The sequence below is a fragment of the [Flexibacter] sp. ATCC 35208 genome (genome assembly GCF_001975825.1).
Taxonomy (GTDB): Bacteria; Bacteroidota; Bacteroidia; order Chitinophagales; family Chitinophagaceae; genus Chitinophaga.
Genome location: NZ_MTKN01000011.1, coordinates 1 through 23,921, shown reverse-complemented (window position 1 = coordinate 23,921; position 23,921 = coordinate 1). Strand labels below are relative to the sequence as shown.

Below are 23,921 nucleotides of genomic sequence, written 5' to 3'. Positions count from 1 at the left end.
GGGTTGGCTATATTGCTTACTGAATAGCGAAAACTGCTTTTACATCAGCTGTCACTTTAATAGTGCGGTAGTCAATATTCGTATCAGCAACAGCATAATCTTCTGATTTAAACGCCCTGTTCATAGTCGCATTGGCATATACAGGGAAAACCACATTGACATTATTTTCATTTACCTGCATAACTCCGCCTATTTTTTCCCCGATCCCTTCCAGCATTACATTTGCTTTATTTTTAGCAGCCTGCAATGCTTTTATTTTTACCTGCTGACGATATTCATCCATTTTGCTGGATGTCGCTTCACTGATATATACATTGGTAATACCTGCATCATCTATTGCATCAAAAATGGTGTTCACTTTTGTGAGACTAGTTACTTTCAGTCTGAATTCTTTTGAGGCATAGAAATCTGCATCCTTCTTTTTCTTTCTCCACCACTGATCGCCCGAAATGTTGGCAATGGTCAGATTTTCCGCTGCGATGCCGGCTTTTTCAACGGCTTTGGTCAATTGCTGTTCCAGTGTAGAAATGTCAACTTTGTTATTCTTGTCTTTCTGATATTCCTGTAGAGTAATGTTCAGGTAAATGATATCCGGAGTGATCTCCATTTCGGCAGTACCGTCTACTGCAATACTCTTCGTTTTTTTATCATTCGTATCCTGCGCAAATCCAGTGATTACCATTCCTACAACCAACAGTGTTAATAATATCTTCTTCATAGTATTCCGTTTTTTTCTTTCATGATGCAGGGGAAATATCAAATTCCATAAAAGGGGGGAAAGTTTTTACTATATTTAAGAATTCCAACTTTTTATGTCAACGTCCACGGGGTTTATTATGGTACTGTTTTGCCTGCCGCTTTTTGCCAATGCACAGGTTCAGACTCCTTATATTCTAAATGGTAGCGCTACACAACGTACCTGTAACTGTTATGTACTGACTCAGGATGTAAATACCTCGAGCGGGACCGTGTGGAATAAGAACCAGATTGACCTCCGCAATTCCTTTGACTATTATTTTGATGTAAACCTGGGTTGTAAAGACAGCGATGGCGCCGATGGCATTGGCTTTATCCTGCAGACAAAAGGAACGAACCTGGGAGCTACCGGGTCGGGTATCGGGTTTCAGGGTATCAGTCCTTCTTTAGGGATTATTATTGATACCTGGCAGAATGAAATTGACCATGATCCTTACTACGATCATGTGGCGATACAGATGAATGGAGTGACGGATCATAATGCTGTCAATAACCTGGCTGGGCCGGTGACGGCGCTGGATGGGAACGATAATATAGAAGATTGTAACTGGCATATATTCAGGGTAAAGTGGGATGCGGTAGCCATGCAAATGACAGTGAGTATGGATGGGGCATTGCGACTATCATTGCAGAAAGATATTGTGCAGGAAATTTTCAATAATAGCCCCTTGGTATATTGGGGATTTGCAGGATCTACGGGAGGAGCGTACAATGTGCAACAGTTTTGCGCAGCACTCAGACCAGAGTTAGCATTTAGGGATGATCAGCGGTTCTGTATAGGCGATCCGATCCTGTTTAGTGATTCATCCAAGTCCTTTGGTACGATTACAAGATGGTTGTGGGATTTTGGAGATGGCACTACGGCAAATGTATCGCAACCGGGAGAGCATCATTATGCAAAACCGGGTGTATATGATGTAACATTGGTGATTGAGGATAATAGTGGATGCATTTCGGATACCATGCACCAGCAGGTGACGATCGGGACTTATCCGATTGCAGGGATGTCTACCGATCCATTGTGTTTGGGACGAATAATGACGATCAAAGATGCAACGACACTGGAAGTGGGAACATTGACAGCATGGAATTGGGAGTTGAATGGACATACAGATAGCGGGAAGAATATAGTCGCTGATTTTACTACTCCCGGCACCTATCCCGTGCATTTATCTGTGTTGACGAAAGAGGGTTGTAGTGATGATACGATACAAATGCTTTCTGTGTATAATACACCTGTGATTAGTGCAAGTGGGGGTGATGCGTGTATAGGGGATGCCATTGATTTTTCGGGTACGAATCTTACACCTGCTATTGCATTAGCAGGCTGGCATTGGACATTTGGAAATGGAGATACATCCACCCTGCAGGATATTAGTTATGTGTATAAAACAGGGGGTGTATATACAGCGGGTGTATATGCTGTGAGCAGGGATGGCTGTTTGTCTGATTCATTCTGGCTACCTGTGAAGATAGTTGATATTGCATTGGATGCGGGACGCGATACGCTGATCGAGAAAGGGCAACCTTTGCAGTTGAATGCAATAGCAACAGGAGATAATTTAAGTTATAGCTGGTCGCCTGCTACAGGGTTGAATAATGTGATGATTGCAGATCCTGTGGCAGTGTTGTTTCAGGATGTGAAATATGTATTGACGGTAACTTCACCAGAGGGATGTGTACAGGTGGATAGTTTGGCAGTGAAGGCCTATACGGGGCCGGAGTTTTATGTACCAAGTGCTTTTTCACCGAATCATGATGGGCAGAATGATTGGTTCAGGGCAATATCGCCGGGTGTACCTCAACTGGATTTTTTATGTGTGTGGGATAGATGGGGCAAGGAGGTGTTCAGGACGAGTGAATTGACAGGGGCATGGGATGGCACTTTTAAGGGGCAGGATTCGCCTGTTGGCACTTATGTATACATGATATACAGGGAACGGATTATACAGGGCATAAATTCAGCCGGAAAGGGACTGTAACGTTGATAAGATAAAAGACCAATCCCCCGGAGTTTTGCCTTCGGCAAAACTCCGGGGGATTGGTGTGACTGTCCTGCGGACGGCTTAAATATTTTATAACTTATGACCTTGCATCTTCCATATTTTTCAGGAAATTATACAGATCATTCATATTAGTAATTTTAGTCGCCACTAACATAAAGTTCGTACCTAACTGTTTCAGTTTCGCATTGTTCACCCTCGTCTGTACATAGTTCAATATATGATCAAATGTAGGCGATGTGAAGTAAGGCGAATCCGGGTTGTTGATAAAGTAACAACGTAATGTCTCATTCTTCATCATCATCTTCTCAAAGCCTAACTTAATCGCCATCCACCGACAACGCACCAGGCATAATAATTCCAATACCGGTTCAGGCAATGGACCGAATCTATCTTTCAGCTCTTCCTCAAATGCGACCAACTTACTTTCCAGCGTGATATTATCCAGTTCCTGATACAGGTTCAAGCGCTCCTGTATGCTCTCTACATAACTATCAGGAATGAGTATTTCAAGATCTGTATCGATGGTACAATCGCTTACATAATCCTTCTTCTCTTCCAGCTGTTCTTTAAAGAGATCTTTGAATTCATTTTGCTTCAGTTCGCGGATCGCTTCGTCCAGGATCTTCTGGTACATATCAAATCCGATATCTGACATGAAGCCACTCTGCTCACCACCTAGGAGGTTACCGGCACCACGTATATCAAGGTCGCGCATCGCAATCTGGAAACCACTACCCAGTTCACTATGCTGCTCCAGCGTTTGCAAGCGCTTACGGCTGTCAGCAGGCAATGTACTCATGGGTGGTGCCAGCAGGTAACAGAATGCTTTCTTGTTACTACGCCCTACACGACCACGCAACTGGTGCAGGTCACTTAATCCAAAGTGATGTGCATTGTTGATGATGATGGTATTTGCATTTGGAATATCCACACCACTCTCTACTATATTAGTACATACCAGTACATCGTACTTACGATCGATGAAATCAAGGATCACTTCTTCCAGCTGATGACCTTCCATCTGTCCGTGTGCAGTAGCGACAGACAAGTCAGGGCATAAGCCTTTAATGAGACTGCTGATCTCTCCCAAACCTTTCACACGGTTGTATACAAAGTATACCTGTCCACCTCTTTCTGTTTCGTAATAGATGGCATCGCGGATCATGTCATGATCGAATACATGTACCTCTGTCTCAATCGGCTGCCTGTTAGGCGGCGGCGTATTGATGACAGAAAGGTCTCTCGCTCCCATCAGGGAGAACTGTAGTGTTCTCGGAATAGGCGTAGCCGTTAGTGTCAATGTATCTACATTCAACTTGATGTGTTTCAGCTTTTCTTTTGCTGCCACACCAAATTTCTGTTCTTCATCCACGATCAGCACACCGAGGTCTTTGAACTTCACATCCTTGCTCAGTAAGGCATGCGTACCTACTATGATATCTATCTTTCCTTCAGCGAGTCGCTGTAGTGTGTCTTTCTTTTCTTTTGCAGATTTAAAGCGGTTCAGATAATCTACTGTACATGGAAAATCTTTCAGTCGGTCTGCAAATGTTTTGAAGTGCTGGAAAGCGAGGATGGTAGTAGGTACCAGTATTGCTGCCTGCTTACCATCTACGATCGATTTGAATGCTGCACGCACTGCTACTTCTGTCTTTCCAAAACCAACGTCGCCACATACCAGTCTGTCCATTGGTGCAGGCGATTCCATATCTCTCTTTACATCGGCAGTCGCCTTGCTCTGGTCAGGAGTATCTTCATAGATGAAAGATGCCTCCAGCTCCGTTTGCAGGTATGTATCCGGTGCATGCTGGAACCCTTGCTGGGCCTTGCGTGCCGCATATAGCCTGATCAGGTCTTTGGCGATATCCTTAACCTGTGTTTTCGCTTTTTCTTTCAGTTTATCCCATGCATCACTACCCAGTTTATTGACTTTGGGTTCCTGGCCTTCCTTGCCGGTGAACTTACTGATCTTGTGCAGGGAGTTGATGTTCACATACAGTAGGTCATTGTTCTTGTAAATGATACGAATGGCTTCCTGCATTTTGCCCCCAACTTCTATCTTCTGTAAGCCACTGTACATACCTACACCATGGTCGATATGGGTTACGAAGTCGCCCGACTGCAATTCGCGCAGGGTCTTCATGGTAAGCGCCTTATTCTTGTTGTACGCCTGCTTTACCTTGTACTTGTGGTAACGCTGGAAGATCTGGTGATCTGTATAGCACACGAGTTTCAATGAATGATCAATGAAGCCATGGCTCACCGGCACCGGTATCGGGAAGAAGGTGAAGGTCGCTTTCAGGTCTTCGAATATGCTACGCAACCTTTCCAGCTGACGGGCATTTTCGGCGAAGATGAAGAGGTTGTATTTATTTTTATTGTGGGTTTCCAGGTCTTTAATCAGCATTTCAAACTGACGGTTAAAGACTGGCTGCTCCTGTGTTTCAAAGTTCAGTGGGGTAAAGTTACGGTTCGTTTCTTCCCACCATAATTTAGTGCCAAAGACGATGCAGTGCCTTTGCAGGATCTGCTGCATGAGGAGATGAGCCTTTACAAAATCCGTCTCCTTCAGTTCCATCTTCTCATCTTCATCAATCCTCACCTGTTGGCCGGATTGTAAGAAAGCATCCAGCTTCTCTTCCAACTGCAAAATTACCTCCTGCACATACCCCGGGTCTTTCATCCAGACTACGGTATTGGCAGGCAGGAATTCCAGCAGGGAGGTCTTCTGATGGTCCAGGTTATGGGTATCCATATTGGCGATCAGGGTTACCTGGGTGAGTTTGCGCTCACTGAGCTGGGTTTCCGGATCGAAGATGCGGATAGAGTCGATATCTTCTCCGAACAACTCTATGCGGTAAGGTTTTTCATTACCAAAAGAGTAGATGTCGAGAATACCCCCACGGAGGGCGTACTGCCCCGGTTCATATACGAAGTCAGTGAAGCTGAAGCCCCAGCTGACGAGTTTTTCCAGCAGATCGTCCACCTTGAGCACATCGCCGACCTTCAACTGGACCATGTTGGTGTTGAAGGCCACGGAGGCGGCTACCTTTTCCCATAGGGCTTCGGGGTAGGTGACGAGGATCTTTTTGTGGATGCTATCGCCGGAGAACTTCATGAGGGCTTCGGTACGCAGCATGCTATGGCTGCTGTTCAGATCGCTGAACTGACCTACCTTTTTGAATGAATCCGGGAAGTAGAAGATATCGAGGGCCTGACTGAGTTGTTCCAGATCATTTTGAAAATAGGCAGCCTCCTCTTTATCATTTAAAATGAACAGGTGATTAACTGAAGACGCCAGTTCCCACGCGCCTGCCGCGATAAATGTGGGGGTGCTACCGGTTAATCCTGTTAGTTGAAAATACTGAGGATGGGACAAATGCATCCCTTTCACCAGCTGTTGCAGGCGGGTGTCGCGCTGGTATAATTGTAATACAGCCTGAATATTCATGAGGGGAGCAAAGTTACGAATTATTGGTCATTGTTTGATCTGATGAAAACGGTCACAGGTTCAGGAAAAATTCGCGATATTTAAGTAATAAATTCCACTTAATATGCTGGACCACTGGTATACTGGTTATGTGACCCGCATTCTGCAGGAGACACACAACACGAGACGGTTCTGGATACAGATAAGGGAGCTGGAAAGATTTGATTTTAAACCCGGACAATTTGTAACCCTGGACTTACCTATTCATGAAGAGAGAAAAAAGCGATGGAGGAGTTATTCTATTGCGTCGGCGCCGGATGGGTCGAATGAGTTTGAGTTGGTGATTGTGTCGCTGGAAGGAGGGGCGGGGACGACTTATCTTTTTAATGAGGTGAAAGTGGGGAGTGAGTTTCCTGTGAAAGGGCCGCTGGGGGTGTTTACGCTGCCGGAGACGCTGGACAGGCAGTTGTATTTGATTTGTACGGGAACGGGGGTGGCGCCGTTTAGGGCGATGGCGCATCATATACATACGCATCAGATACCGCATCAAATGATACATTTGATTTATGGGTGTAGGAAAGAGTGTGATTTGTTGTATGCGAAAGAGTTGTGGCAGTTGGAGGCGGAGTTGGAGGGGTTTAGGTATTCACCGACGTTGTCAAGATGTGAGGATGGGTGGACGGGGAAGAGGGGGTATGTGCATTTGATTTATGAGGAGTTGTTGGCGCTAAATAAGGAGCCGGCGTATTTCTTTTTGTGTGGGTGGAAGAATATGATTGATGAGGCGAAGGGAAAGATATTGGGGATGGGGTATGATAGGCATGATATACGTCAGGAGTTGTATGGATAGAAAATAAAGTAAAAAGCGAAAAGGCAGGGACCTCCGGTCCCTGCCTTTTCGCATAGCGGGAGTTTGTGATCCGGGCGTACGCCCGGATCACAAACTCCCGCCAATATTGTTATTCGTTGATTTTATTCAGAACGAGTTCTTTTACTTTATCCAGCGGGATTCTTTCCTGTTCCATGGAGTCGCGGTAGCGGATGGTAACGGTGTTGTCTTCCTTGGTCTGGTGGTCGATGGTTACACAGAATGGTGTACCGATCGCATCCTGACGGCGGTAACGCTTACCGATCGCATCTTTCTCTTCGTAGAAGCAATAGAAATGCGGTTTACATGCATCCATCAGTTCTTTTGCTATTTCTGGTAACCCGTCTTTTTTAGTGAGTGGGAAGATTGCCAGTTTCGTTGGTGCCAGTTTAGCAGGGAAGCGCAGTACTACGCGGCTATCTTCTTTACCATCTTTGGACAGGTCTTCTTCTTCGTAAGCATTACACACAGTGAGGAGGAACATACGGTCCAGACCAATAGAGGTTTCGATTACGTATGGTACGTAGTTCTGATTGATTTCAGTATCAAAATACTGCATTTTCTTCCTGCTGAATTCCTGGTGTCTGCCCAGATCATGATCTGTACGGCTATGGATACCCTCTACCTCTTTGAAACCAATCGGGAATTCAAACTCAATATCTTCAGCAGCATCGGCATAGAAAGCCAGCTTTTCGTGTTCATGGAACCTGTACTTGGCCGGATCTGCACCCAGGCTCAGGTGCCATTTCATACGCTCCTCTTTCCAGTACTGGAACCACTCTTTCTGGGTGCCAGGGCGTACGAAGAACTGCATTTCCATCTGCTCAAATTCGCGCATACGGAAGATGAACTGACGGGCTACGATTTCGTTACGGAAAGCTTTACCTACCTGTGCAATACCGAAAGGTATCTTCATACGACCCGTTTTCTGCACGTTCAGGAAGTTCACGAAGATACCCTGTGCGGTTTCAGGACGGAGGTATATTTCACTTGCTTCGTCGGTTACGCTACCTAACTGGGTAGAGAACATCAGGTTGAACTGACGTACATCTGTCCAGTTAACAGTACCGCTGACAGCACATTTGATTTTGTATTCTTCAATCAGTGATTTCAGGCCAGCCAGATCATCAGCAGCCAGAAGGGCATTCATTTTAGCGATCAGGGCTTCGCCATCAGCAGCATCCAGTGTTTCTGCATGTGCTTCGATCAGGTGGTCTACACGGTAGCGCTTTTTGCTATCCTTGTTATCAATCATAGGATCACTAAAGCCGTCAACGTGCCCTGACGCCTTCCAGGTAGTCGGATGCATAAAAATAGCCGCATCGATCCCCACGATGTTTTCATGCATCTGGGTCATGCTTTTCCACCAATAGTCGCGGATATTCTTCTTTAACTGGGCTCCATACTGGCCGTAGTCGTATACCGCACTTAAGCCGTCATATATCTCACTGGACTGGAAAACGAAGCCATATTCTTTACAATGCGAAATAATCGCCTGGAATTTGTTCTGATCTGTTGCCATAATGGCGCAAATATATATAACTTTTTTGTGCCCGCTCTTATGGGGTAGGGGGCTTTTTTTTGGCAGCTTCCAGATTGGTTTCCAGCTCTACAGGTATCTCCTTTACATAGACTGCGTACTCATTGGGCCTGATCTGCTCCCCATGGTATTGTACATACACCTGTGTAAACTCAGCCCCAAAGTAGAGGATGATAGCAGAGTAGTATACCCAGAGCAGGATGATCACTATGCTTCCGGCCGCACCGTAAGCAGTGCCGACCTTGCTGGCGCCGAGGTAAAAGCCGATGCCAAATTTGCCTGCCATGAAGAGGACGGAGGTGGTCATAGCCCCTACGATGACATGTTTCCATTTTATTTTGGCGTCTGGAAGCACTTTGAAAATGATGGCGAACAACAGGGAAATGACGCCAAAAGTAAGGCACAGGTTGATCACATACACCAATACCATGGTCACTTCGGGGAGTAAACGGGCCAGTTGTTTACTAAATAACTCGATCAGACCGTTCAGCGCCAGGGATACCAGGAGGATAAATCCTAAGGAGATCACCATAGAGAAGGAGAGGAGGCGGTTGATGAGTATTTTGAGTATACCATTTTTAGGTTTGGCTTTTAGCTGCCAGATAAAGTTGATAGAATCCTGGATTTCGCCGAATACACCGGTAGCGCCAAAGATAAGGGTTACGATACCCACTACGGTGGCCCAGGTAGAATCACCGGAAAGCGCGGCGTTTTTGATCATCTGCTGGATCTGAAGGGCGGCGTCGTTGCCGACAAATGAATTGATTTGTCCGTAGATGCTGCCTTCGATAGCCTCTTTGCCCAGGAATACTTCGCATAGTGTGATGATCACTATGAGCATGGGAGCGATGGAGAAGATCGTGTAGTAAGATAAAGCGGCACTGAGTTTAAGTACCTTGTCGTCCATAAAATCACTGAAGGTTTGCTTCAGGATTTGCCAGTATTTCTTAAAAAATCCGGGTTTCTGCATATAGTTGATTTAACAAAAAACCTGCCTAGTGTAATTTTTCATTTTCCTTGTGCCTGGTGGCATCGCGGATGTTCTTCTTTTCGAAGTTCTTTGTGAGTGCATCGGTCATGTCGATGCCGGTTTGGTTGGCGATGGTGAGGAGTACCCACATGACGTCGGCCAGCTCATCGGCGAGGTCTTTTTGAAGGTCGGAGGGTTTAGAGGATTGGTCACCATATTTGCGGGCCATGATACGGGCTACTTCGCCGACTTCTTCGGTGAGGATAGCCATGTTGGTAAGTTCACTAAAATAACGAACGCCTACTGTTTTAATCCAGTGGTCGATCTGGTCCTGCGCTTCTTTGATAGTCATGTTTTAGAAGTTGCTTATTGGGTTTGTTTTTGTATTTTCTTTTGTGTTTAAATGCCGAAAAAATGAGGATATCATAAATAACTTTTACCCAAATTTACCCGGGTACCTGATGGAGAAAATTTTCGTATAAGAAATTCTCAGCGCCATCGAGTCACTTATGACAACCTCATTTCTCCGGGCGGGTGGGCCTGCGGCCGGCATTTAGGATAACCAATGCCTGCTGGGCTTACCTTACATTCCTTTGATTTATTATTCCTTTGATTTTGTATCGATCAATATTGTAACTGGTCCATCGTTCAGCAGATCTACTTTCATATCAGCACCGAAAATACCAGTAGCCACCGGCTTGCCGAGATCCTGACTCAACTGCTGTATCATCTGCTCATACAATGGTATGGCTATATCCGGCTTACTCGCCCGGATATATGATGGACGATTCCCTTTCTTTGTCCCTGCGAACAATGTAAATTGACTGACTAATAGTATACCACCATCTACGTCTTTTACCGACAGGTTCATCACGCCCTCCGCATCACCAAATACCCGCAGATTGACGAGTTTATTACTTAACCATGTAATGTCTTCTGCATTGTCAGCATCTTCTATCCCTAACAGTACCAGCAAGCCTGTCTGTATACTACCCGTAGTCTGCTCGTCCACGGTCACAGAGGCCCTGGTTACCCGTTGTATAACTGCGCGCATAATATAATTGTTTAGTTACTCCCTGTCTGCAATCTCCATGATATCTTCTGCTTCCAGTTCAGGATAGAAAGTCTCAATTAAGAAATAATAATACAGGTATATCAGTGCAAGATAAAATATAAAGTAATCATTGAAAGCATATGCTACCGTCAATATATTCAATCCGATCACGATGTACACAAATGCCTTACCAGCAGAGAGTTTCAGGTAAGCACCTATTTTGAGTAAATATAAAAATGCAAGTATACTGATCGCCACCAGCCGCAGACCTGTAGGTACAAAGAGCATGGTATAAATATTATAACCTGTGATGACGATACCCAATACAATCATTGCAATACGTGCATACCGTCGCTTTGCCTGCAGGTAGCTCGCTGCATTTTTCATATGCGTTTCTCTTTTTTCAGGTGCTAAAAAACAATAAATGGCTGCACCAATATTTGCTACAGGCAACAAATGTAACAACAACACCCACGGGCTGTAATGCCCGATAGTCAAGGATCTGCCGGTAATCACATTGCGTAGCATAATAGCCCCAACATATAAAAAGAAGATAGACGAGATCATAAAGAGAATACTCATGGGCGTAGATTCTTCCGGCATCTGTTGTCCTTCAAAAAGCATACGCACACGGGTACTCAGGTCACCAATACAACCCATATAACCAAAGAACAATACCATCCACATAAAGAGGTATTCCCACCTGTTGTATACCTGTACCTTAGATGGAAGCCGCTCCATGAAATGACGCAGACGGTAACCGTTTTCCACCAGAAACAGGATGACATAATAACACAGCACTTTCATGTACAGTATGACCAATGCAGACGACAGGTACACCACCTCTTTCAAAGTTCCTGTGAAAGGATAATTACTGCTGAAAGGATTGCCCGTCTTTGGCAGTAAATAAAATATAGCGGTAGCCAGCAGCCCCGCAGAGAACTTATTTTCTATACCCATTAGATGATAATGGGTGGTGATTGCGACAATATAAGCCGCGAACAGGTTGAGGTGACCCAGTGCCCCGGCGGCGGCAGGGTTGCCATCCGGCAAATGGTTCATGAGCATATGCTGCAGGGAAAAAGCAATGCCCGATACCAATACCATGATAAAAAAGTCCTTCCAACGGCGGCTCACCACAAATTCCCAGCTTAACAGACCTGTAATCGTGAGTGTGTTGACTATATAACCCGGTGCGTGTGGAACAAAAAACAGCAGCCATGCAATGACGGCTATAATCCAGCCGGATTTCAGAACGCGGAGTTGAGCAGGGTTGAAAAATGTCATAGTCAAGGGTTTGGGTTTATGTATCAGTGCATACAGAGCAGACAACGGTTCATTCCGCGACAGCGAAACACGCGCATTTGCCTGCCCGGTCATTGAATACTTGTAATAATTGTACCTTTATTAAATTACAATAAACAGTTATAAAGAAAAGTTAATTTAATGGACCTCGATCTCACGCCCGAGATTACTTTCCGAACTGCACGCAGCGGAGGTAAGGGCGGACAAAATGTGAACAAGGTAGAAACTATGGTAGAGGGGTACTTTGATGTAGCAACATCCCAATTGTTAACCCCCGAACAGAAAGCCCTTGTATTAGAAAAATTAGCCCACCGATTGACGAGTGAAGGCCTGGTTCAGGTTAAATCGCAGGAGGAACGGACACAGCTGGGCAACAAGCAGCTGGTGATCAAAAAAATGAACGATCTGGTACAGAAAGCGATGATCAGACCTAAAAAACGCGTCGCTACCAAACCTTCCAGAGCTGCCAAAGAAAAGCGGCTAAATCTGAAGAAAATACAATCTGACAAAAAACAGCTTCGCCGGAAAGGGCTGGAATAGTTAATTTTGGTAAAAATACAGGGCATTGAGTAGTATTAAATCACTGGCAGGACAGACCATCTATTACGGCTTTAGTAACATCGCTAGCAAGTTGCTGAATTACTTTCTGACTCCCCTTTACCTGGAATTAATGACCCAGGCGGCATATGGGGAAATGTCTACTGTATATGCCTATGTCCCTTTCATGAATATTATTCTCACGTATGGGATGGAGACGGCCTTCTTCCGCTTTGCCAAGCAGGAGAACAAGACGCAGGTGCTGAGTACATCTATGTTTTCCCTTATTTTTACCACTATTGGTTTTACTATACTGCTGCTCCTGATGCGGGGAACGGTCATCAATTCTTACATGGGTTCACTGGGGGGATTGAAAGGGCATCCCTGGTTTTATACATGGGTGGTATTAATTATGGCATTTGATGCGCTCACGGCGATTCCTTTTGCCCAGTTGCGATTGGAAAACCGGCCTATCAGGTATGCCATGATCCGCCTGTCAGGTATTATTACCACGATCCTGTTCAATATCTTCTTTTTGGTCGTACTGCCTAAGTTTGCTCCTAATGTAGTGAATACCAGCAACCAGGTAGGGTTCATTTACATGAGCAATATGCTGGGGAGTGGGGTGACCTTATTATTATTTTTACCACAATTACTGAAGATAAAGCCCAACTTCGATTTCACCCTTTGGAAGAAGATCCTCAACTATTCATTGCCACTGGTCATCTTTGGGATGGCAGGTATGGTAAACGAAACGTTTGACAGGGCCTGGTTCCTGCCGGAATTCCTGCCAGGGAATAATATGGAAGTGAAGAAACAGCTGATCGGTATCTATGCCGCCAACTATAAACTGGCGATCCTGATCACGATGTTCATACAAGCTTTCAAGTTAGGGGCGGAGCCTTTCTTTTTTAAGCAGGCAGAGGGGAAAGATCCACAGCGAACGTACGCGAGGATTATGAAATTGTTCGTCATCCTGTTGTGTTTTATGTTCTTATTCGTGAGTCTTTATCTGAATATATGGAAGATCTTCCTGCGGAAACCAGTGTACTATCCAGGTATGAAGATAGTACCGGTGTTGTTGCTGGCAAATATGTTCCTGGGTATTTATTATAACCTGACTATTTGGTTTAAGCTGACAGACAAGACGAAGAGCGGGGCGGTTATTACCCTGATCACAGCGGCGGCTACGTTCTTCTTTAACTGGTGGTGGATTCCGATATTCGGTTATTTCGGTGCGGCGCTGGCTACCATGGTATGCTATTTTATACAGATGGCGATTTGCTATTCATGGGGACAGAAGCATTATCCTATTCCTTATCATTTGCCAAAGATTATCACTTATATAGGAAGTGCGGTATTGGTGTATTATGTGTTTGATTTGCTAAACAGGACGATTTTGTCTCCGGGTGATGTGTATGCGGCAAAGCCGGGGAATTTGCTGGTGGCGACGGTGTTGTTTTTGGCGTATGTGTGGTTCCTGTTGAAAATGGAGAAGAAGGAGTTTGGGAGGTTGCCGGTGGTGGGGAGGTTTATTGCGAAATTATAGTTCTGGCATTTTTGCGTCCAGATGGGACAGAGCGAAGCTCTGTCCCATCTGGACGCGGTCCGGATTTTTTGGTGATTGGCTGAGCCAATCACCAAAAAATCCGGAGATTACAGGAACGGATTATGCTTCTTCTCATACCCTATCGTCGTCTCTTTTCCATGACCGGGCCAAACACTTACTTCATCCGGCAATACGAACAATTTCGTCTCTATACTGTTAATTAAAGTTTGATGATCACCACCAGGCAGGTCAGTACGACCTACACTCTGGTAAAACAGCACATCCCCACCAATCACAAACCCCTGCTTTGCGCAATAAAAACATACACTTCCGGGAGAATGCCCTGGTGTCAACAACACCTCCAGCTCATTATCTCCAAACTGTATCTTTTCCCCATCTTCAAAATACCTGGCCGGTGCCGGCGAAGCCTCAAAGGGTACCCCATACATCTGCCCTAATTCCGGTGAGCGCTCCAACACCACTGCATCCAGCGGATGGATCTCAAGCCCCACTCCATACGTATCAGCCACCAGTTTATTACCAAAAATATGGTCCAGATGACAGTGCGTATTCAACAAGCGGGTAACATTTAGTCCCTCTTTTTCGATATATGTTAGTAATTCTTTTCTTTCCGACTCAAAATAACAGCCCGGGTCTATAATTATACATTCCTTTTTTTCGTTTAAGAGCAAATAGGTATTTTCCTGAAACGGATTAAAGGTGAAATGTTTGATTTCAAGCATTGTTACCGATTTTTGTTACTTTTAATTAAGAACGCAATATTATCAATACTTTCTGTATGAACAGACTTATTACCAGGTTATTATTTACCGGTACCCTATTACTTGGCCCGTTTCTCCTCATGGCGCAGACCAATAGCGTGGAATTTGGACAGAACCGCATACAGCATAAGAACTTTAAATGGCGTTACTATCAAACCAGCCATTTCAATACTTATTTCAGCCAAAACGGTCTTGAGTTGGGGAAATACGTCGCTCAGGTTGCAGAAAAGGAGTTACCCCAGCTGGAAGAGTTTATGGAGTTCACCTTCCGTCAGAAAGTGAACATCGTTGTATACAATTCCTTTGGGGAAATGAAGCAATCAAATATAGGCATTGGCGTTGACTGGCAAAACACCGGTGGGGTAACCAAGCTGGTGGGGAATAAGCTGATAGTATACTTTGATGGCAACCATGAGCACCTGCGTTCCCTCATCCGCCAGGGTATTGCCCGTGTGATGCTTGAAAACCTCCTGTTCGGAGAAGATATTGGTGAGTTCGCAGGCAATGCAGTACTGATCGACTTTCCAAAGTGGTACACAGATGGATTCATTGCATATGCTGCTGAAAACTGGAACACCACCCTCGACGATCAGCTCAAAGATGCTGTACAGTCCAACAAGTATAAAAACTTTTACCAGTTCGCCTACGAACAACCTCTACTAGCTGGCCATGCGTTCTGGTATTATGTAGAAAGTAAATATGGTAAAGACGCTGTTCCTTACCTCATGTATATCTCCCGCATTAACAGGGGTCTGAAAAAAGGCTTTGAGCAGGTGCTGAACACCAAGCCTAAAGCTGCCCTGAAAGACTTCTTCGTATACAACACCAAGCGCTATCAGGACGATAACCGCCGCCGTCGCCAATCGACCAAAGGCCGTACCATTGCCGTGAAAGAACTGGGTAAAACCGATTACTTCCGCTTCCAGGCCAATCCTAAGAATGCCAGCTTTGCTGTTGTATCTTATACCAAAGGATTTTACAAAGTACAGTTGCAGACGGGTGAAGACAATCCTACCACCCTGCTGAAGAACGGTGTGCGTATGCAGGCAAACCAAATGGATCCTAACTACCCGCTGCTGGCATGGAACCAGAAAGGTAACCGCCTCGCTATCGTATACGAATCAGAAGGCATGACCAAACTGATGGTATATGACCTGATCACCAAAACAAGAATGAAATATGACCTGAATAAGTTTGACAGGGTGATCGATATGAAGTACTTCTTCGAATTCGATAACTCACTGTTGCTCTCCGCTGTGAAAAATGGTCATACTGATATCTACGTTTACAGCATCAACAAGAATACGATCGAACAGATTACTAACGATGTGTATGACGACCTCGATCCGTCTTTCGTAGCCTTCCCAGGTAAGAGCGGTATCATCTTCTCTTCCAACAGGCCTTCACCTACTGCCAAAGGTGGTGATACCACCCTGCCGGCAGGACATTACAACATCTTCCTGGTTGACAACTGGAACAAGAGCGCGGACAAACAAATCACCCAGCTTTCCAATATGAAATATGGTGATGCACGCAACCCGCTTCAATATAATACCACACACTTTACCTTTGTATCCGACGCTAACGGTATCCGTAACCGTTATGCCGGTTTCTTCAGGACAGAAAGAGCCGGAGTTGACTCCCTCTTCTTTGTAGGTAATGAGATCCTGCATAACCCGGATCCATTGGAACTGGATTCTGCCCTGCAGGAATATGGTGCCAATGCACCAGATAGTGTGATGGCGGTATCTATTACGAAAGACTCTACTTATACTTTCCCACTCAGCAACTATTCTTATGGTATTAAGGAAACAAGGGGCGCCGGCGATCAAAGCGAGGTTTCCCAGGTGATCCAGCAATATGGCTATAAGATCCTGCAGAAGCTGAAAGTAGATACCATTTCCCTAAAGAAGCGTAATGTGAGCGATCGCCCTACGGCTTATCGTGCGTATGTAATGCACCAGGATAGTATCCGGCTGGGACTGCCTACTTACAAAAGTCCACAGGCGCCTAAGAAGGATACAGTAAAACATAATGACTTCTTCCAGAGTGAGTTTGGCAATGAGCCGCAGGATACTACCAATAGAAATCTTACCGGCAACAATGCAACCGCAGATATGTCTGGCAATGGTAATCCGATCAAAATACCTATTGAGCCATTGCTGAAGAAAGCGAAGCTGCTGCCTTACAAGTGGAAATTTGCTTCTGACTACCTCATCCTGCAACTGGATAACTCTGTATTGGTGAACAGGTATCAGCCGTTTACCGGGCAGCCTTCTGGTCCGATCCAGTTGTCAGATCCGCTGAATGGTATGATCCGTTTAGGAGTGAGTGACCTGATGGAAGATATCAAGATCAATGGTGGTTTCCGCATTCCATCTTCACTGGATGGTACAGAGTACTTCCTCTCTGCTTCTTATCTGAAAAAACGCTTTGACTATAAATTCACTTACTACCGTAAGGTGGCGAAATATACAGGTACTGGTACAGATAGTTCAGGAACTGTGCTGATTGATTATCCTGCCAAGATGAAGACAAACCTGTGGCAGGTAGAGGTGAAATATCCGTTTGACGAAGCACGCAGCATTCGTCTGCAGGTAGGTTACCGTGTAGATAAGTTTGTGATTGCAGCTTCTGACCAGAACTCATTGAAATGGCCTGATTACCAGGATAAATATGTACTGAGCCGTTTGGAATATGTGTATGATAATACCATCAATCCTGCCATCAACATCTGGCATGGTACGAGGTATAAGATCTATGGTGAAGCATGGGCGAAAATAGCGGGTAATATCAATGAGGCGTTTGGAACAACAGATGCCACCGGCAAGGGTAGATTTACTTACAACATGGGGATCGATGCCCGTCACTATGAGTCTATCTATCGTAACTTTATCTGGGCCACCCGTTTCTCTATGGATGTGTCATGGGGTACCAGGAAGCTGTTGTATTATTTAGGTGGTACGGACAACTGGCTGAATCCTAAGATCAATACAAATACACCGGTAGCGACAAATGCAAGTTATGCTTATCAGACGCTGGCTACGCCGCTGCGTGGATATAAGCAGAATGCAAAGAATGGTAATAACGTGATGGTGTTTAACTCTGAGTTACGCTTGCCAGTGTTTGCAACATTCCTGCAAAGGCCGATTAACTCAGCGTTGTTGAGGAACTTCCAGCTGACACAGTTTATTGATATTGGTACAGCATGGAATGAGAAGCTGAGCTTTAAGGATGCGAATTATACTTATTATACTGGTAGTGATGGAACGATTAGTGTGAAGGTGAAAGAAGGTTTCCTTGGGCCGTTTGTAGGAGGATATGGATTTGGTGCGAGAACAACCATTGCAGGGTATTTCCTGAGAGTTGATGCGGGATGGCCGGCGATTGCGTTCTTTAGAGGAAGTCCGATCTGGTATTTTGGTATGGGAGTTGACTTCTGATTTTCCTGATAATATTGCAAATAAAAACGCTTTTGCCTTGCGGCAAAAGCGTTTTTATTTTAGGCGGGTCCGGCCAGCGGCCGGCTTAAAAGTAGGGGATGAAGATAAGCGCACCGACTATGATGGCGATGATGGCTGCGATTAATACGGCCCCTGCCGCTACATCCTTTATCCATTTCACGCGGGGATGATAGTCGGGTGCTACGTGATCCATTACCTTTTCCAGCACAGTATTTATCATTTCGGTGATCCAAACGATTCCTATCATGATGAGGATGGCAATCCACTGCATGTTTGTGATGCGGAAATAAAAGCCTGCACCAACAACGATAATCGTTGCAATGAAGTGCAGCAGGGCGTGTGGTTCAGAGCGAACAAACGCGATAATACCAGCAATCGCAAATCCAAAACTGCGCAGTCGTTTTTTGAGATAACTCATAGTTTTAAAGTAATCTTATTCATTACCCTTCAGCTCTTTCCATTTGATCTTACGGCTAAAGAACATTACGATAGCAAGTATAATGAATAATCCAAGGCTACCCATCAGTAAAGACAAGTCTTCGGCACGGAGAATGACATAAATGGCCCCATACAATATAACTAATACTCCACCAATGCCACTACCAACACGGAAATTGTTAAAGATACTTGCGGTGTATGCGGTGACAAGAACAATGGTCATACCACTTGCAATCAGGTAGGCAATACCGAAATTCAATTGTTCTGCCAGGGCGATTAATAAGGTATAGAAAAGCACGAGCGCAAACCCAATGAGGATATATTGTAGTGGATGTACATACAGACGCTGGAGTAATTCAATAAAGTAGAAAACAAGGAATGAAAGGCCGATAATGAGGATAGCGTATTTTACCGCGCGGGTAGATTGTTGATAGCCATCGACAGGCAGGAACAGCTTGATACCAAAATCATAGCTACGGAGGTTGACCTCATCTTTTGTGGTCAGAGATTGGGGGAAGTTGCGGTTCAGGTGAGATACCTGCCAGGCGGCGGTAAAGCCGGTAGATTTGACAACGGATTTCACAGGCAGGAACTGACCATCGAACTGGGGATTGGCCCAGTTGGAGGTGATATTGACCTGGGTAGTTTTACCAACAGGAGAGAAGTGCACCTGACCGGAGCCACGAAGATCAAGATTTATAGAAAAATTACCTGCCGTCCAGCCACTATCAGTTTTGGTCAATGGTATTCTTGCCTGCATCCCATTATTAAATACACTCTGGATGGTTACACCTGGAGAGAAGAGGTAGTCTTTGCCATTGAGCTGCATATTTGGTTGGTTACTGATACCTCTCATATCACTGACGCCTACAGCAATGACAGCTTCATTGATCAGCAATTTATCTGCAGGAATGTCTGTGGTAAGGGGCGCAAAGTTGCCACTCACCTGAAGATGAGAACTGTATACAACGGTTTCATAAATGCCACGGTGGCGCATTTCGGGTAGCAGTTCGCCATTGATGCTCAGTTTATCGGGCAGGAAGAGGGCGTAAGCGCGATGACCAGGGGTATCTAGATATGGAATGATGATAATAGGGCCGGTGAGGGTTTGGGCTTCGCCCCATTTACTACTGATTTCGGCCGTTGCTTCGTCACTACGTTGTTCTCTTTCCCTGATCAGGTTCATGATCATAGCAGTGGGAATGAGGAGTACGAGGACAAGGAAGCCGATGATGACGGCTTTGATAGCGTAAGCGTATCTTTTCATAAAGGAGGTTTTTCCAGGTAAAATATCTCCCCCTGGGGCAGGAGAATAGCTCTCCTGTCCTGCATTTGCAAGATGTTGATGTTCCATGATTATTTTCTTTTAAAGTGCTTTGAATTTCAAAGTATAGGGATAAAAAAAATTTACTCGATAGAGCGAATCATATTTTCAAGCGCAGCGAGGTGGCCTTTGAAAGCTTTTTCGCCTGCTTTGGTGATTTGATAAGTTGTATTTGTTTTGCGGCCGATGAAGCCTTTGTGCACTTTGAGATAACCGTTTTCTTCCAGTGTATTCAGGTGTGAGGCCAGGTTACCGTCGGTGAGTTCCAACATTTGTTTCAAATCGTTGAAGCTGACTTCCTCATTGACTATAAGAATACTCATGACACCAAGACGGATCCTGCTGTCGAAGATTTTATTCAGATTACCTATGGGATTGTTTATGGCCACTGCTTAACAGATTCAAAAGTTCAATTAATATAGCCTTGCTGTCAGAGAGTGATTACTCTTCTGATTCAGCATTGCGTTCATACTTCCACCACATCATCACGCCGTATACGATGTGAAATACACCGAAACCGAGGGCCCAAAAATACAGACCACGACGCAAATAGAAAACATTGATTATCCCCAGTATGATTTGAGCGATCCCAAAGTATTTGATATCTCTGAATGTATACTTGCTGGCGTTGACCAGTGCCAGTCCATAAAAGAGGAGGCAGGCGGGGGCCACGAGTACTTCAAAATTATTATAGACCATTCCGGCTATGAATGCAGCGCCGGCTACCATGGGGATGAGTCCACTATAGAAAACGTTGCGGGAGGTTTTGCCAAAGATGGAAGCGCCATCTTTATTGGCTTTGCGCCAGGTAAAGTAGATGCCGCCAGCCAATGCAATGCCCATGACGATGAGGCCGAGGATGGTGAGTTTTATTTTTAATAAATTGAAATCTTCTCTTACGAATATGCCAGAGGTGTTCCAGCGGTTGTAGTATTCACTGATCCAGACATCGGCGATAGCAGCACCCAGGAGGCCGGCGATGCCGGCGCATACGCCACTTAGTCCACTGAGGGAGATGAAGCGGCTGCTGCGGTCCATGATACGTTTAATATCACTTAAGGTAGATAGATGTTGCTGATCAGTCATACTAAAGTACTTTGGAATTCAAAGTTAGGATTTAGGTTGGAATTATAAAATTATTTTATTGGTATTTGGTAAAAAAGGCTGTTATGAGGCGCTAACCCTGGGGAAAATCGCGAAGTGATTTTCCCCAGGGTTAGCGCAGGGAATCAGGTTTGGCCTGACGGCCAAACCTGATTCCCTGCTTTTGTGCGAGCCAGTTCTTAAGCAACAGCATTCAATACCGCAATTATAGTATCGCAGGCGAATTTGATTTCGTCTTCTGTGATAATCAGGGGAGGGGCAATGCGGAGGCATTGCGGCGCAAATAAGAACCAGTCTGTCATGACACCTTTCTCAATGCAGGCATCGATCACCTTTTTATTCACAGCAAAGCTTTCCAGTTCAACGGCCATCATCAGGCCCTGAGAGCGGATGGCTCTGATAGCAGGGTGTTGCAGATATTTATGAAACAAGGCTTCTTTTGCCCTGACGGTGTTTGTGAGTTTTTCTTCCAGCAATGCTTTGAAACCCGCCATACCAGCAGCACAGATAACCGGGTGGCCACCGAAGGTGGTCATGTGTCCTAAGACAGGGTTATTGGTCAGGGTCCACATAATTTCTCTGTTGGCAATAAAAGCCCCCATTGGCATACCACCACCTAAAGCTTTCCCTAATAAGAGAATATCAGGTACAATACCGAATTGCTCAAAGCCCCAGAGGGAGCCATTTCTACCCAGCCCACACTGGATTTCATCTAATACGAGCAGGGTACCTGTTTGTGTACATTTCTCCCGCAGGGCCTTCATCCATTCCTGCTGCGGTACGATCACCCCAGCTTCGGCCTGTACTGTTTCTGCAATCACACAGGCCGTCTTTTCGGTGATGCGATCTATCGCCTCCCAGGTATTATATTTCAGGTGTTGGATATCTGGTAATAAAGGACGATACGCATTCCGCCATTCTTCATCTCCCATTATACTCATGGCTCCCTGCGTGGAACCATGGTAACTATTCTCAAATGCAATAATTTCCGTTCTGCCTGTGAATCGCTTTGCCAGCTTCATCGCGCCTTCCACCGCTTCTGCACCGGAATTCGTAAAGTATACACTATCTAAAGAAGATGGTAAATGCTGTGTGAGCAAAGTAGCAAATGCTACCTGTGGCGACTGCACCAGCTCCCCATACACCAGCAGGTGCATATATGTCGCGGCCTGCTCCTGTATAGCCGCCACCACCGCCGGATGGCAATGTCCTACATTACATACACTAATCCCCGCTATCAGGTCCAATAATTTCTTCCCATCCACATCCCACATGTACATGCCTGATGCCTTCACCATATCAATGCCCAACGGCGCGTCTGACAATTGCGCTACGTGTCTTAAAAAAAGTTGCCTGTTATTCATTTGCCTGCAAAAATACGAAAATGATATGCCCCTGCGTATTAATAGTATACCTGATCCGGAGCATGAGTTTAATCAATTGTAAGTGGTAATTTGCCAGCAAAACAAAAGGAAATGCCATACATTCTGCCGGTAAAAGGAGTAATGCCTGAAATGGGAAAGGACTGTTTTATAGCCCCAAATGCGACAATCGTAGGTGATGTGATTATGGGGGATGGTTGTAGCGTTTGGTTCAATGCTGTGATCAGAGGAGATGTAAACAGTATCCGTTTAGGTAATAAAGTAAATGTACAGGATGGTGCCTGTATTCATGCTACATACGAAAAGACAAAAACTATCATTGGGAATAGCGTATCCATTGGTCATAATGCGATTGTGCATGGCTGTACCGTGGAAGATAATGTACTGATAGGGATGGGTGCTATTGTGATGGATAATGTACATATCGGCAGCAATACCATTATCGCCGCAGGTGCTGTGGTGCTGGAAAATACACAGGTAGAAGCGGGTGCTATTTATGCAGGAGTACCTGCTAAAAAGGTTAAGAATATTAGTGAGTCATTGATTAGCGGAGAGATCAGCAGGATCGCGAATAATTACGGCATGTATTCCAGCTGGTTCAAGGATTTGCCGGAAGAAGGGAAATAGGTTATTGCATCGTTTCCTGTTAGTTCAAGGATCTGCCGGTAGAAGGGAAATGGTTATTGCATCGTTTCCTGCTGGTTCAAGGATCTCCCGGTAGAAGGGAAATAGGTTATTGCATCGTTTCCTGCTGGTTCAAGGATCTGCCGGTAGAAGGCAAATGGTTATTGCATCGTTTCCTGCTGGTTCAAGGATCTGCCGGTAGAAGGCAAATAAGCAGTCGCTGATGAATGCTATGCCAAATAGCAAACCATGAGGTTTTGTCTAAGGCAAAACCTCATGGTTTGAGAATATCTGTGCCCCAAAGCAGGTAAATGCATAACCTTTTAATGACATATTTTAATTATCTTGCATTTAATATCCTTACCCTATGCAGAAATTAATATTACTCCTGGTGCTGGGTAGCATTTTAGCTATCAGCTGTCAATCAGAGCAAAAAGGCTGTCCTAGCAGCAATTACTACTCTAATAGGAATATCAAGCAGAATAAGCATTCTTCCAAACAAATGTCTAACAGGGTATTCTAATGATCCGTACATTCTTTATTTGCATGTTCGTGCTTACCCTGATGGGGTTTAGTTCCTGTAGGACAAGGAAGACGGGATGTCCGCAACCGAGGAGTAACTGGGGGGCTGAGAAGATATTGGATGAGATGCAAGGAAAGCATCATAAGAAGAACAAGCATTAGTTGAATGCTGTTTGAGGGATTTCCTTCGGAAAACATGTAAAAGGTTTTTATTTTTTCTGAAGGATAGGACCAATTGCTTTTACCTTTTGAAGTTGTTTACACTT

20 protein-coding genes are annotated in these 23,921 nt (G+C 44.9%); 7 read left to right on the top strand and 13 right to left on the bottom strand.

Going from position 1 to position 23,921, the window contains the following annotated elements; genetic code table 11:
• Nucleotides 1-16 precede the first annotated feature (16 nt).
• Entirely contained in the window at nt 17-718 is a 702-nt protein-coding gene (locus tag BW716_RS08910) for an SIMPL domain-containing protein (protein ID WP_143708790.1), read from the bottom strand.
• Nucleotides 719-812: 94 nt separating this feature from the next.
• Here BW716_RS08910 and BW716_RS08905 point away from each other — a divergent pair, with 94 nt between their 5' ends.
• The gene (locus BW716_RS08905) at nt 813-2,738 is read left to right on the top strand and encodes a PKD domain-containing protein (protein ID WP_083722187.1); all 1,926 of its coding nucleotides are present in this window, start codon (nt 813-815) and stop codon (nt 2,736-2,738) included.
• Between the two features lie 100 nt (nt 2,739-2,838).
• Here BW716_RS08905 and mfd read toward each other — a convergent pair whose 3' ends face one another.
• Nucleotides 2,839-6,213, bottom strand: coding sequence for a transcription-repair coupling factor (gene mfd, locus BW716_RS08900; RefSeq protein WP_083722186.1), 3,375 nt, complete (start codon nt 6,211-6,213; stop codon nt 2,839-2,841).
• Between the two features lie 103 nt (nt 6,214-6,316).
• Here mfd and BW716_RS08895 point away from each other — a divergent pair, with 103 nt between their 5' ends.
• Entirely contained in the window at nt 6,317-7,042 is a 726-nt protein-coding gene (locus BW716_RS08895) for a ferredoxin--NADP reductase (RefSeq protein ID WP_083722185.1), read from the top strand.
• 109 nt (nt 7,043-7,151) lie between these two features.
• Here the strand turns inward: BW716_RS08895 and BW716_RS08890 are convergent, their stop codons facing one another.
• The 5 genes from BW716_RS08890 to BW716_RS08870 all read right to left on the bottom strand — a co-directional run bounded on the left by BW716_RS08890 (nt 7,152) and on the right by BW716_RS08870 (nt 11,911).
• The gene (locus BW716_RS08890; RefSeq protein WP_083722184.1) at nt 7,152-8,582 is read right to left on the bottom strand and encodes a glycine--tRNA ligase; all 1,431 of its coding nucleotides are present in this window, start codon (nt 8,580-8,582) and stop codon (nt 7,152-7,154) included.
• Nucleotides 8,583-8,619: 37 nt separating this feature from the next.
• On the bottom strand, nt 8,620-9,570 hold the full coding sequence (locus BW716_RS08885) for a YihY/virulence factor BrkB family protein (RefSeq protein ID WP_083722183.1): 951 nt from the start codon (nt 9,568-9,570) through the stop codon (nt 8,620-8,622).
• 25 nt (nt 9,571-9,595) lie between these two features.
• A complete protein-coding gene (locus tag BW716_RS08880) occupies nt 9,596-9,922 on the bottom strand; it encodes a nucleotide pyrophosphohydrolase (protein ID WP_083722182.1) in 327 nt (108 codons plus the stop codon).
• 249 nt (nt 9,923-10,171) lie between these two features.
• Nucleotides 10,172-10,624, bottom strand: coding sequence for a D-aminoacyl-tRNA deacylase (gene dtd / locus BW716_RS08875; RefSeq protein ID WP_083722181.1), 453 nt, complete (start codon nt 10,622-10,624; stop codon nt 10,172-10,174).
• A 15-nt stretch (nt 10,625-10,639) separates the two neighbouring features.
• Nucleotides 10,640-11,911: a hypothetical protein gene (locus BW716_RS08870; protein WP_143708789.1), complete on the bottom strand. Its 1,272-nt coding sequence runs from the start codon at nt 11,909-11,911 to the stop codon at nt 10,640-10,642.
• 159 nt (nt 11,912-12,070) lie between these two features.
• Between BW716_RS08870 and arfB the strand changes: the two genes are divergently transcribed.
• Nucleotides 12,071-12,469 (top strand): alternative ribosome rescue aminoacyl-tRNA hydrolase ArfB, encoded by a 399-nt coding sequence (gene arfB / locus BW716_RS08865; RefSeq protein WP_083722179.1) that lies wholly within the window; start codon nt 12,071-12,073, stop codon nt 12,467-12,469.
• Between the two features lie 25 nt (nt 12,470-12,494).
• A complete protein-coding gene (locus BW716_RS08860; RefSeq protein ID WP_083722178.1) occupies nt 12,495-14,015 on the top strand; it encodes a lipopolysaccharide biosynthesis protein in 1,521 nt (506 codons plus the stop codon).
• Nucleotides 14,016-14,122: 107 nt separating this feature from the next.
• On the opposite strand, the gene BW716_RS08855 is transcribed toward BW716_RS08860, so the two are convergent.
• Nucleotides 14,123-14,758 (bottom strand): MBL fold metallo-hydrolase, encoded by a 636-nt coding sequence (locus BW716_RS08855; RefSeq protein WP_083722177.1) that lies wholly within the window; start codon nt 14,756-14,758, stop codon nt 14,123-14,125.
• Between the two features lie 56 nt (nt 14,759-14,814).
• On the opposite strand from BW716_RS08855, the gene BW716_RS08850 reads away from it, so the two are divergent.
• Nucleotides 14,815-18,240 carry a hypothetical protein gene (locus tag BW716_RS08850; protein ID WP_235643570.1) on the top strand — a complete coding sequence of 1,142 codons (3,426 nt, stop codon included), beginning with the start codon at nt 14,815-14,817 and terminating at the stop codon, nt 18,238-18,240.
• A gap of 85 nt (nt 18,241-18,325) precedes the next feature.
• Here the strand turns inward: BW716_RS08850 and BW716_RS08845 are convergent, their stop codons facing one another.
• The 5 genes from BW716_RS08845 to BW716_RS08825 form a co-directional block, all read right to left on the bottom strand.
• Nucleotides 18,326-18,679 (bottom strand): diacylglycerol kinase family protein, encoded by a 354-nt coding sequence (locus BW716_RS08845; protein WP_083722176.1) that lies wholly within the window; start codon nt 18,677-18,679, stop codon nt 18,326-18,328.
• Nucleotides 18,680-18,694: 15 nt separating this feature from the next.
• Nucleotides 18,695-20,053 carry a cell envelope integrity protein CreD gene (gene creD, locus BW716_RS08840; protein ID WP_083722175.1) on the bottom strand — a complete coding sequence of 453 codons (1,359 nt, stop codon included), beginning with the start codon at nt 20,051-20,053 and terminating at the stop codon, nt 18,695-18,697.
• A 53-nt stretch (nt 20,054-20,106) separates the two neighbouring features.
• A complete protein-coding gene (locus BW716_RS08835) occupies nt 20,107-20,412 on the bottom strand; it encodes a transcriptional regulator (protein WP_235643568.1) in 306 nt (101 codons plus the stop codon).
• Between the two features lie 52 nt (nt 20,413-20,464).
• The gene (locus tag BW716_RS08830) at nt 20,465-21,109 is read right to left on the bottom strand and encodes a hypothetical protein (protein WP_083722174.1); all 645 of its coding nucleotides are present in this window, start codon (nt 21,107-21,109) and stop codon (nt 20,465-20,467) included.
• 197 nt (nt 21,110-21,306) lie between these two features.
• The gene (locus BW716_RS08825) at nt 21,307-22,491 is read right to left on the bottom strand and encodes an aspartate aminotransferase family protein (RefSeq protein ID WP_083722173.1); all 1,185 of its coding nucleotides are present in this window, start codon (nt 22,489-22,491) and stop codon (nt 21,307-21,309) included.
• 111 nt (nt 22,492-22,602) lie between these two features.
• Between BW716_RS08825 and BW716_RS08820 the strand changes: the two genes are divergently transcribed.
• Together BW716_RS08820 and BW716_RS36690 are read left to right on the top strand one after the other, a co-directional pair.
• Nucleotides 22,603-23,136, top strand: coding sequence for a gamma carbonic anhydrase family protein (locus tag BW716_RS08820; protein WP_083722172.1), 534 nt, complete (start codon nt 22,603-22,605; stop codon nt 23,134-23,136).
• 364 nt (nt 23,137-23,500) lie between these two features.
• Nucleotides 23,501-23,656: a hypothetical protein gene (locus BW716_RS36690; protein WP_179091052.1), complete on the top strand. Its 156-nt coding sequence runs from the start codon at nt 23,501-23,503 to the stop codon at nt 23,654-23,656.
• Nucleotides 23,657-23,921 lie beyond the last annotated feature (265 nt).